Raw genomic sequence first — 10,977 nt, forward strand, 5'->3', positions numbered from 1 at the left:
CCGTCACCCCCGGCCGGTGTCGATCACACAGAAGCGGTTGCCCTCCGGGTCGGCGAGGACGACGAAGTCGGCGTCCAGCGGATAGTCGTCCCAGTCGACGCGCCGCGCGCCGAGGCCCACCAGCCGCTCGACCTCGGCCGCCTGGTCCTCCGCGTTCCCCGCGTAGAGGTCCAGGTGCACGCGCGGCCGGTCCTGCACCGGGGTCTCGCTGAGGCCCAGGGAGATCTGCGCTCCGAGGCCCCGCGGATGCACCAGGACGACCCAGTCGTCCTCCGGCTCTTCGCGGGGGACGTACCCGAGGGCCCCCATCCAGAACGCGGCCGCCCGCCGCACGTCGGACGCGCCCATCACCACGGATCCGATTCTCAGCACGGTCCGATTCTCGCCCCTGCGGAACCGCCGCCCTGCGGCGATGCTGGAGACAGGCCTCGACCTCAGGAGGTGCGCCCATGTCCCGCACCGTCACCGTGGGCATCGACGGTTCGCCCGAGAGCCTCGCCGCCGCCGCGTGGGCGGCCCGGGAGGCACGGCTCCGCGCACTGCCGCTGCGCCTGCTCAACGTCTGGGAGATGGTCCCCGAGCCGATGGGGCGGGCCCCGGCGCTGGGGGCGGAGACGGACACGAACGCGGGGACGGAGGCGGCGTCGGGGACGGAGGCGGCGTCGGGGACGGGCGTCGGGAAGGTGCTGCGGGAGGCGGCCGACGGGATCCGGCTGCGCCATCCCGGTGTCGACGTGGGCGTGGAGCAGTTGACGGGGCGTGCATCGGAGGAGTTGGTGAAGGCGGCTCAGGAGGCCGGGCTGCTGGTCCTCGGCTCCCGCGGGCTGAGCGGGATCGCCGGTTTCCTGCTCGGTTCCGTGGGGCTGCACGTGGTCGCGCACACCGAGCGGCCCGTCGTCCTCGTACGGGCGGGGGAGCGGGCGGCGGACGAGCACATGCCGGGTCCGGCCGGGGCGTCGGCCGCCGGGGCGCCTGCCGCCGAGGCGCCGTTCAGGCCCGTCGTGCTCGGGGTGGACCTCGCCCACCCCGACCCCACGCTGATCCGGTTCGCCTGCGAGGCGGCCGCCGTGCGCCGGACCGCGCTGCGCGTCCTCCACGTCTGGCGCCCGCCGGCCCACTCCGGCCTGCGCGAGAGGCCCGGCCTGGACGCCGATCTCGCCACCGACCTCGGCGGGACGGCCGCCGCCGCCCTGAGCGACGTACTGCGTCCCTGGCGGCTGGAGTACCCGTCCGTCGAGGTGGTGGAGGAGCCGCGGCGCGGGAAGGCCGCCGACCATCTGCTGGAGGCGTCCCGGGACGCCTGTCTGGTCGTCGTCGGGCGGCACGTCCGCCGTTCGCCGCTGGGGGCGCACATCGGGCCGGTCGCCCACGCGGTGCTGCATCACGCCGGTGTGCCCGTGGCAGTCGTCCCGCACGGCTGAGACCTCGGAGACGACCTTCGAGGACATCGCCGTACGGGCTTCCAGAAAACTCTCGGGCGGCGTGTCCGATGACAGACCCTCAAGATCAGCCGAAATCCGATCACAAGGCGCCCAAAGCCGGTCCTATAATGCCCACTTGCAGTCGCACGCTGCCGACGCCCTGGCGCGTTCCGGTCCGTGTGATTCGAAACGGGGGATGTGGTGGGGGACCGAACCGTGCCCGCGGGCATCGTGCGCTTCATCGTGCTGCGCGCGTGGGTGTACCGCGCGCTCCTCGGTGCCGTGCTGCTGACCGTGCTGCTGACCACAGCCGTGCTGGCCGCGCTCACCGCCTACTCGGGCGCGATAGGCGACGCGGCGCTGCGGCGGTCGCTCGCGGAGCAGCGCACCGCCGCCGAGGCCGCCCTGGTGCTCAAGGCCGATGTGCCGGCCGACGAGCGGCAGGCGGCCGACGACGCCGTGCGGGAGGGCGCGCGCGGCATCTTCGACGGGCTTCCCCTGCGGGTCCGCACCCTGCTGCGGTCGGGTCCGTACGCCCTGCCGGAGAACCTGCGGCCGCCCTCCGAGCAGGGCGGGAACCCGAACCTCACCTACTTCGCGGCCCTGGACCGCAGCCAGGTGCGAACCCTCGCCGGGAGGCTCCCCCGTGACGCGGTGAACTCCGGGTCCGCCGGGCCTCTGGAGGTCGCACTGCCGCAGAGCGCCGCCCGGCGGCTCGGCCTGAAGCCAGGCGCCCGGCTCAACGTCACCGACCAGCTGGACGGCCCGGCGGTACCCGTGCTGATCACCGGCGTCTACCTCCCGGTGGACGTCCGCGCCCCCTACTGGCAACTGGACGACTTGAGCGGCCGCGGTGTGAAGGCGTCGAGCTTCACGACGTACGGCCCCCTGCTCACCGCCCCGGGCGTGCCGATGTCCGGCCGGGTGAGCGTCGGCGCGTCGGGCTGGCTGGTCTCGGCCGACTACTCCTCGCTCACCACGGAGCGGATCGGACCGCTGCGCGAGGCCGCCCGCTCGGGCAACGCGGAACTGCGCGAGCACCCCGCGCTCAGCAGCGCGACCGTGGCGGACACCGCGCTGCCCGAGGTGCTGGACCGCATCGAACGCTCCCTGCTCGTCACGCGCTCCAGCATGCTGATCGTCGCCGGGCAGCTCGGACTGCTCGCGGCCTGCGCCCTGTTGCTCGTCGCACGGCTCCTCGACTCGGACCGGACGGCCGAGACCCGGCTGCTGCGGGCCCGCGGTGCCACCCGGGCACAGCTGGCGGGCCTGGCCGCGCTGGAGGCGCTGCTGATCTCCGCGCCGGCGGTGGTCCTGGCGCCCCTGTTGTCGGGACCGTTGACGCGGCTCCTGGTCGCCCGGGGCACGCTGAGCCGGACCGGGGTGAGCGTCGACGTGCCGGCCGGGGGCCGACCCGAGGTGTGGGCGGTCGCCGCGGGGGTCGCCACGCTGTGCGCGCTGGCGGTGGCGGTCCCGGCATGGCGGGCCACCTTCGCGGGCACCGTCGCGATCCGGGCGGGGGCGCTGCCCGCGTCGCTGCGCGCCGGGGCGGACGTCGGGCTGCTCGCGGTGGCCGGTGTCGCCTTCTGGATGCTCGACAGCCAGGACTCCGGGGCCGTCACCGCCGACCGCGAGGGCGTCCTCGGCGTCGACCCGCTGCTGGTCGTGGCGCCCGCCCTCGTGCTGCTCGCCGGAACGGTCCTGGTCCTGCGGCTGCTGCCCCTGCTGGCACGGGTCGGCGAGCGGCTGCTGACCCGCGGGCAGGGGCTGACCGCGGCCATGGTCGGCTGGCAGTTCAGCCGCCGCCCGATGCGCGGGGCCGGTCCCGTGCTGCTGCTGGTCATCTCCGTGGCGCTGGGGGTGGTGGCGATCGGGCAGGACGCGTCCTGGCGGCGGTCCCAGGCCGACCAGGCCGACTTCCGCGCGGGCGCCGACGTACGCGTCCAGGCCTCCGGAGGCGGCGTGGTGGGCCGCACCGACGTCTACGGCGACCTCCCGCACGTGGACGCGGTCGCCCCCGCGGTCCGCGGCACGATGTCGCTCTCCGGCAGCCGCAGGGCGACCGTCCTGGCCCTGAACACCAAGGAGGCCGCCGGGGCGGTGCTGGTGCGGCCCGACCTGACCGACGGCCCCCTGCTCGCCGGGCTCGCGCCCCCCGGAACCCCCGCGGGCATCGAGGTACCCGAAGGCACCACCCGGCTCACCCTGACCGCCGCCCTGTACGGCACCACACCGGGGACGGAGGCCGACGTCACGCTCACGGTGCGCGACCGGCACGGGACCTCCTACGAACTGCCGTCCGGCCACCTCCCCGCCGACGGCCGCCCGCACCGGCTGACCCCGGACCTGAAGGGCGCCCGGGGCCCCCTGGCGCTGACCGGGATCCGGCTGAGCACGCCCCAGCCGACCGAGCGTCCGCACCGGCACCGCCTGGTCCTCGGCGCGCTCACGGCGACCGCGGGCGACGGCACCACCCGGCGACTGGTCCTGCCGACGAGCTGGACCACCGCGACCGAGGCCGACCCGGGTGCCGCCCCGCCCGAGGACGACGCCCGGCCCACGCTCCCCCGGGTCACGTCGACGGCACCCCTCACCCTCACGTACAGCACCGGGTACCAGCTGCCCGACCTGCTGCCGCCCGCCCTGCCGCTGGAGGTCCGGCTCACGGTCGACCAGCCCCCGGCGCCCGAGATCGTCGCCGTCGCCACCGACCGGTTCCTCGACGCGTCCGGCGCACGCGAGGGACAGCGCGTCGAGGTGACGTTCGACGGCCGTTCCGTGCCCGTCCGTATCGCCCGCACCGCGAGGGCGCTGCCCACGACGGAGGTCACCACCCAGGACGGCGGGGCCCTGCTGGTCGACCTCAGCGCCGTCAACCAGGTCCTCCAGGCCCGCTACGGCACCGGCCTCGCGCCCACCGAGTGGTGGCTCGGCACGACCGCCCCCGGCGCCACCGCGGCGGCCGCGCGCGCCCTGCCCGACGTCGACCCCGAACAGGTGACGGTGCGCGACGAGACGGCGGCGAAGCTGCGCGACGACCCCTTCGGGGCGGCCCCGGAAGCGGCGCTGATCGCGGCGGCGGCGGTGACGGTGCTCTTCGCCTCGCTCGGCTTCGCGGTGAGCGCGGCAGGAGCCATGCGCACCCGGGACGGAGAGTTCGCCGTGCTGCGCGCCCTGGGGACACCACGACGCCGCCTGGCCCGGCTGGTCGCCGTGGAGCACGGCGTCCTGGTGACCCTGGCGCTGCTGGTCGGCACGGCCCTGGGCACGGTGCTGACACACGCCCTGGTACCCCTGGTCGTCCTGACCGGGCAGGCCACCCGGCCGCTCCCGCCGGTCCTGGTCGAACTGCCGCTCCCGCGGCTGGCAGCCCTGCTGGTGGCGCTCGCGGCGGGCCCCGCCCTCGTGACCGCGGCCCTCGCCCTCCGGCGGGCCAGACCCGTGTCGGCTCTGAGGGACGAGGTGACGCAGTGACCCCGCAGCCGGTACCCCCACGCGACGGAGGGACGACGAAGGTGCCACCGCACGTACGGGCCGGGTTGCGGACCCGGCTGAGGGCCTTCGCCGGCACGTCCGTGGCCCTCGCGCTCCTGGTGGCCGTCACCGCGACGCTGGCCGCCGCCCACCCGCGCGCCGTCGACCGCTACGGCGACGCGGGCCTGCGCCGGGCCGTCGAGCAGGCCCTGCCCGACCGGACGACCGTGCAGATGCAGGTCCCACTGCCCTGGATGGACAGTGTCGCGGAGATGGAGGCCGCCCTGCGGGCCGGTCCGCTCGACAAGGCACGGGCCGAGATCCTCGCCACCGCCGAGGCCCCCCTGGTTCCCGACCCCGCGCAGTCGTCGTACGGCGTGCGCACGACCGTCCCCATGGAGGCGTCCGACGACTGGCTCCCCCAGCCCGGCGGCCGCCCCGCCCAACTGGTGCTCGCCGCCCAGCAGGAGCTGGCCTCCCACAGCAGACTCAGCGCGGGCCGGCTGCCCCGCACCACGGGCGCACCCGTCACCGCGGCGACCGCGCGGGTCGAGGCCGCCGTGACGGTGGAGACCGCCCGCACGCTCGACATCCGGGTGGGCTCGGTGATCCACCTGCCGGGCTCGGCCCGCGCCCCGCTCGCCGTCCGGATCACCGGGATCGTCGCCCCCCGCACACCCGAGGGCGCCTACTGGTCGGCACTGCCGGTGCTGCGCACCCCCGCGCTGAGCCGCCGGCCCGACCTCCCGCCGACGGAGGTCCACTGGCTCGGCGGCCTGCTGCTCGCCGCCGACGCCGGCCCGGTCCTCCTGGGCACCCCCGGCCGACCGCAGCGGTACTGGAACCTCGCCCCTGACGTCGACGCCCTGCGCGGCCACGACCTCGGCCGTCTGGCGTCCGCCGTGGCCGCCCTGGAGTCGGGGCCGGGAGTGCAGCGACTGCGGACGGTGGTGGACGACGGCCTGGAGGCCGAGACGAACCTCGACGCGGTCCTCGCCGACCACGCCCGGCTGCGGTCCGGGCTCGACCCGCTGCTGCTCCTCGCCGCCGTCGGCACCGGCAGCCTCGCCGTGATCGTCCTCGCCATGGCCGGCGGCGTGGCGGCCGATCGGCGGCGCGCGGAACTGGCCCTGCTGCGCGCCCGCGGCGCCTCCCTGCCCGGCCTGGCCCTCAGACTGCTCGCGGAGACGGCGGTGGTGGCGGTGCCCGCCGGGGCCCTCGGACTGACCGCCGCGCTGCTCGCCCTGCCCGGCGCCCGCACCGGGCCCGCCGTGGCCGCCGCCCTCGCCGTCACCCTGTTCGCCTGCGTCGCGCTGCCCCTGCGCGCCGTGGCGGCCCACCGCACGGTCCGCCTCCAGGACGGGCGGGAGGATCTCGCCGCCACCCGGCCGTCACGCCGCCGCACGGTGGCGGAACTGACCGTCGTGGTGATCGCGGCGGGAGCGGTCGCCGCACTGCGCCGACAGGGATCCGGCGGAACCGCGCTGGTCGCCGCCGCCCCGCTGCTGACGGGCGTGGTCGCGGCCCTGCTGCTGGCCCGTCTGCACCCCCTGCCGCTCCGCGTGCTGAGCAGGGCGGCCACGCGCATGCGCGGCCTGGTGGTTCCCCTGTCGCTGGCCCAGGTGGCCCGCGCCCCCGGCTTCGCCGTACTGCCCCTGCTCGCCCTGCTCAGCGCCCTGACCACGGCCGCGTTCGGCGGCTCGGTCCTGGCCGGCGTCACGGCCGCCCGCGACCGGGCCGCCCTCCTCGACGTGGGCGCCGACGGCCGCGTCGAGACCACCACCGGCGAACTCCCCCGAGCCCTGCCCGACCGGATACGCCGACTGCCCGGCGTCCGGGACGCGACGGAGGCGAGCGTCGCCTACGACGCCAAGCCGCAACAGGGCAGCCAGGCGGTGCCGCTGGCCGCCGTGGACCCCGACGCCTACGCGCGCCTCGCCCGCCGCACGGACCTCGGACCGTTCGACGCGGCCCGCCTCCGACGGACGGACGCCGGTACGACGGACGCCGGTACGACGGGCGGCGGTACGACGGACGCCGGTACGACGGGCGGCGGTACGACGGGCAGCGCCGACCGGCCTCTGCCCGCGCTGGCCTCACCACGCGTCGCCGACGAGTACGGCACCGGCCCCTACACCGTCCTGCTCCCGGACGGCACCTCCGTCACCGTCCGCGTCGTCCAGGTCCTGGACCGCACCCCGGCCGTGTCCGGCGACGACTTCCTGATCGTGGACCGCGCCGGCCTCCCGCGCGGCGCCCGGCGCACGACCACCCTGCTGCTGACCGGTGACGCCCTGAACGGCCGGGAACTGCGCTCGGCGACGCACGGCACGGCGGCGACCGTCCGGCTGCGCGCCGAGGAACGCGCACGCGACGCCGACTCGCCGTTGCAGTCCGGCGCCGAACGCCTGTACGGGGTCGCGGTCGCCGCCGGCGCCGGATACGCGGTCCTCGCGCTCGTCCTGACCGTGCTGCGCACCGCGCCCGATCGCGGCGCCCTGCTCGCCCGGCTGCGCACCATGGGCATGACCCGGTCACAGGGCCGGCGGCTGCTGATCCTCACGGCCCTCCCCCAGGCGTTCCTGGCCGCCGCCGGCGGCGTGCTGACCGGCTGGGTCGCCATTCGCCTGCTGGCGCCCGGCGTCGACCTCACGGCCATCGCGCTGGCCTCCCCGTCCGGGGAGGACGCCGTCCTGCGCACCGATCCGCTCTCCCTGGCCCTTCCGGCGCTCGCCGTGCTGCTCCTGGCCGTCGGGGTGCCCGCCGGCCAGGCCTGGTGGTCGGGCCGCCGGGGCTCGGTGCGCGAACTGCGGCTGGGGGACACCTAGGACCTTCCCATGAGCGGAACCCCGAGACCACGCCCTCTCCGACACCGGCCCGTACCCTCCGACCGCCCAGGAGCAGCCGATGACCAGCAGCCCGACCTTCCACGAGCTCGCCGACCGTGCCCTCGCCGCGCGCGACGCCGCCGCCTACGGTCAGGACGCCCTGATCAGCTGCGACCGGCTGGTACGGATCTTCACCGCCGACGGCGTGGAGGTCCAGGCCCTGCAAGGCCTCGACCTCCTCGTCCGCGAGGGAGAACTCCTGGCCCTGGTCGGCGCCTCCGGCAGTGGCAAGTCCACCCTCATGAACATCCTGGCCGGACTGGACCGGCCCACCGCCGGCGCGACCCGAGTCGCCGACCACGACCTGGTCACCATGTCCGCCAAGGAGCGCCTGGTCTACCGTCGCAAGACCGTCGGCTTCGTCCGGCAGCAGACCTCCCAGAACCTGCTGCCCTATCTCACCGCCGCGCAGAACGTCGCGCTGCCACTACAGCTGGCGCGCGCCCGGGGCGGGCGCCGGGCCCGCGCCGTCCGCGCCGGGGAACTCCTCGACCTGCTGGGCGTCGCCGAATGCCGCGACCGCCGGCCGCGGGAGATGTCCGGCGGCCAGCAGCAGCGGGTCGCCCTCGCCGTCGCCCTCGCCAACGATCCCGCGGTCCTGCTCGCCGACGAGCCCACCGGCGAACTCGACTCCCACACCGCCGAACAGGTCTTCGCCGCGTTCCGCACCGCCAACGAGGAGCTCGGCACCACCATCGTGATCGTCACCCACGACCAGTCCGTCGCCGGCGAGGTCCGCCGTACGGTCGCCATCCGGGACGGCCGCACGGCGACGGAGGTCCTGCGCCACAGCGAGGTCGACTCCGCCACCGGCCAGGAGAACCTGGTCGCCCGCGAGTACGCCATGCTCGACCGGGCCGGCCGCCTCCAGCTCCCCGCCGAGTACACCCGGGCCCTCGGGATGCGCGACCGCGTCGCCCTGGAACTGGAACCCGACCACATCGCCGTCCGCCCCGACGACACCCGCGGCGACCGCCCCGGCGGGACTTCGGCGGCGGAGCGGCCCTAGTACTCCAGCAGCGGTTCGCTATCTGGCCTGGTCAGACGAATCGTCGGGAGTGTAGTGGGCTGATGGAGTGTCAGCGGCGGTCTTGCCGGACCGCCCCTTCCACGAGTGGCATCGAGAACTGTCCGAGCGGTGATCAGGGCAGCCTCCCCGCGTGATCGACGACCTTGCCGACGCGACCTGGGACCGTGAACTCGACGACCTCTTCCTGCGTATCGGCCACCGCTTCGGCCGCGCAGACCTACGGCGCCGCATGCGCGACCACGTCCGCGCCCTGCTCGGCCCGGTCGGCCGCAAAAACGGCTGGCAACTGGCCGAACACGCAGGCCACCGCACCCCCGACGGCCTGCAACGGCTCCTGAACGGAGCCACCTGGAACGCCGACGACGTCCGCGACGACCTGCAGACATACGTCGCCGACAACCTCGGCGAAGCCGACGGGTCCTCATCCTCGACGACACCGGCTTCGTCAAGAAAGGCACCACCTCCGCGGGCGTGCAGCGCCAGGTCTACGCCACCACCCGCGGACGCGCCCTGGTGGACCGGGAGCTGTATCTGCCCAAGTCCTGGACGGACGACCGCGAACGCTGCCGCGCCGCCAAGATCCCCGATGAGAGGACCTTCGCCACCAAACCAGAACTGGCCAGGGCCACGGTGCTGCGCGCACTCGCCTCGCCGCTGCCGATCGGCTGGGTGACCGCCGATGCCGCCTACGGCCAGGAATGGCGCTTTCGCCGGATGCTGGAAGAAACCGCCGTCGGCTACGTGCTCGCCGTCCCGAAGTCCCAGCAGACACCGCGCTTTGGCCGCATCGACCACCTCTTCACGCAGGCGCCGGACGAGGCATGGGAGAAGCATTCATGCGGCGACGGCGCCAAAGGCCCGCGTGTCTGTCACTGGGCTGCCGTCCAGCTCCCTGTGATCGAGGACTTCGACGGCGAGCGGCCCACCCATCACCGCTGGGCACTGGCCCGGCGCAGTATCAGCAGACCCGATGAGATCGCCTGGGCCTCGGCGGGCTGGCGGGTGCCGAGGACAGGGGCGTCGTAGAAGACGAGGCCATGCTCGTCGGCGAAGTCGGCCAGGCCGGCCATGGCGTCGATCCCGGCGGTCGTCGACTGCATCCAGACGGCACCGGACCGCAGTGCGGGCGCCGCCTCACGCATGACGGCCAGCGTCGCGGGGCCGTCGTACAGCATGGGCAGGACGACGTCGGCACCCTGGACCGCCTCGGCGGGGGGTGCCGGCGACGAAGGCGCCGTCGGCGGCCGGGGGTTCGGCCTTGGCCCGGGTGCGGTTCCAGGCGCGGACGGTGTGCCCGGCCCTCACGAGATCGCGGGCCATCGCGGCGCCCCTGATGCCGGTGCCCAGGACGCTCACGGTGAGCTTGTCGGTCATGACGTCGGATTCCTGTTCTCATACGGACGTTGCTACCAGTGAGGTGACCAAGATCATGGCCACCCGCGTGAGGCGGTTTCCGTATGCCCTGATTCTCCTCTCGATCATCACGCTTTCCTCGGAGTACAGTCCGTCAGCTTGTTCTCATCAAAGCTTCATTGGGGGGGTGAGGTGTGTGAGCCTCGAAGGGAAGTGGCGAAGACGCGTCGTGGGCGGCGCGCTGTCCGTGGCACTCGGTCTGGGCCTGGTGGTGGCACTGCCACCTGCGGCGTCCACGACCGCATCGGCCGCGGCCCCGCGGCAGACGTCCGCACCGGGCACGGGCAACGAGACCTTGTCCGAAGGCGAGGCGCTGGCCAAGGCCAAGCGGACCGGCACGGATGTGGAGATCGTGTCGCTGCGCGGCGAGAGCAGCGAGGTGTACGCGACACCGGACGGCAAGCTCGAGGCGCGGGAGCACTGACGGGGTGTCCGACGACACCACCTGCGCGGACCGGCTGTCGTGGTCCGAGAACGTCCTGTCCTACAAGGCCACGGGCGGACTCCAGATCGGCCGCGCCCGCACGGCGGGAGCGTGGGGCGAGTACTGGCCCGGCGCCGTCGACGACGTCTGGGCCTTCCAGGGCGCGCTGAGCGACTCCCAGATCGCCCATCTGTCGCTGGGCATGCCGGGCGTCGCCACCGAGGTACCCGGCACCGACTGACCTGAAGCGGTGCCGGCCCGTCGCCCTGTACGGACGGGCCGGCACCGGTTTCACACCAGCTTTCACTCATCAAGGGGAACGATGAA

The 10,977-nt window shown here is 74.8% G+C and carries 7 protein-coding genes and 2 pseudogenes; 7 read left to right on the plus strand and 2 right to left on the minus strand.

The annotated features are described in order from the left end of the window. Nucleotides 1-3: 3 nt before the first annotated feature. Nucleotides 4-372, minus strand: a complete 369-nt coding sequence (locus HW837_RS32485) for a VOC family protein (protein WP_045563218.1) — start codon at nucleotides 370-372, stop codon at nucleotides 4-6. A gap of 77 nt (nucleotides 373-449) precedes the next feature. Between HW837_RS32485 and HW837_RS32490 the strand changes: the two genes are divergently transcribed. The 5 genes and pseudogenes from HW837_RS32490 to HW837_RS50460 form a co-directional block, all read left to right on the plus strand. Further along, a complete protein-coding gene (locus HW837_RS32490; protein ID WP_045563219.1) occupies nucleotides 450-1,421 on the plus strand; it encodes a universal stress protein in 972 nt (323 codons plus the stop codon). 216 nt (nucleotides 1,422-1,637) lie between these two features. Then, the gene (locus HW837_RS32495) at nucleotides 1,638-4,895 is read left to right on the plus strand and encodes an FtsX-like permease family protein (protein ID WP_313895606.1); all 3,258 of its coding nucleotides are present in this window, start codon (nucleotides 1,638-1,640) and stop codon (nucleotides 4,893-4,895) included. Next, nucleotides 4,892-7,723 (plus strand): FtsX-like permease family protein, encoded by a 2,832-nt coding sequence (locus HW837_RS32500; RefSeq protein WP_237311147.1) that lies wholly within the window; start codon nucleotides 4,892-4,894, stop codon nucleotides 7,721-7,723. The genes HW837_RS32495 and HW837_RS32500 overlap by 4 nt, the downstream gene beginning before the upstream one ends. 79 nt (nucleotides 7,724-7,802) lie before the next feature. After that, nucleotides 7,803-8,792 carry an ABC transporter ATP-binding protein gene (locus tag HW837_RS32505; protein WP_045563220.1) on the plus strand — a complete coding sequence of 330 codons (990 nt, stop codon included), beginning with the start codon at nucleotides 7,803-7,805 and terminating at the stop codon, nucleotides 8,790-8,792. Between the two features lie 151 nt (nucleotides 8,793-8,943). Continuing rightward, nucleotides 8,944-9,797: pseudogene (locus HW837_RS50460) on the plus strand (IS701 family transposase); the annotation flags it as partial. Here the strand turns inward: HW837_RS50460 and HW837_RS32515 are convergent. Continuing rightward, nucleotides 9,797-10,187, minus strand: a pseudogene (locus HW837_RS32515) (NAD(P)-binding domain-containing protein); the annotation flags it as partial. The pseudogenes HW837_RS50460 and HW837_RS32515 overlap by 1 nt on opposite strands. Before the next feature lie 175 nt (nucleotides 10,188-10,362). Between HW837_RS32515 and HW837_RS32520 the strand changes: the two are divergent. Together HW837_RS32520 and HW837_RS32525 are read left to right on the plus strand one after the other, a co-directional pair. Next, nucleotides 10,363-10,650: a hypothetical protein gene (locus tag HW837_RS32520; RefSeq protein ID WP_143110709.1), complete on the plus strand. Its 288-nt coding sequence runs from the start codon at nucleotides 10,363-10,365 to the stop codon at nucleotides 10,648-10,650. Nucleotides 10,651-10,654: 4 nt separating this feature from the next. Further along, nucleotides 10,655-10,891 (plus strand): LamG domain-containing protein, encoded by a 237-nt coding sequence (locus HW837_RS32525; RefSeq protein WP_045563535.1) that lies wholly within the window; start codon nucleotides 10,655-10,657, stop codon nucleotides 10,889-10,891. The last annotated feature ends 86 nt before the right edge of the window (nucleotides 10,892-10,977 follow it).

The sequence above is a fragment of the Streptomyces caniscabiei genome, assembly GCF_014930365.1.
Taxonomy (GTDB): domain Bacteria; phylum Actinomycetota; class Actinomycetes; order Streptomycetales; family Streptomycetaceae; genus Streptomyces; species Streptomyces caniscabiei.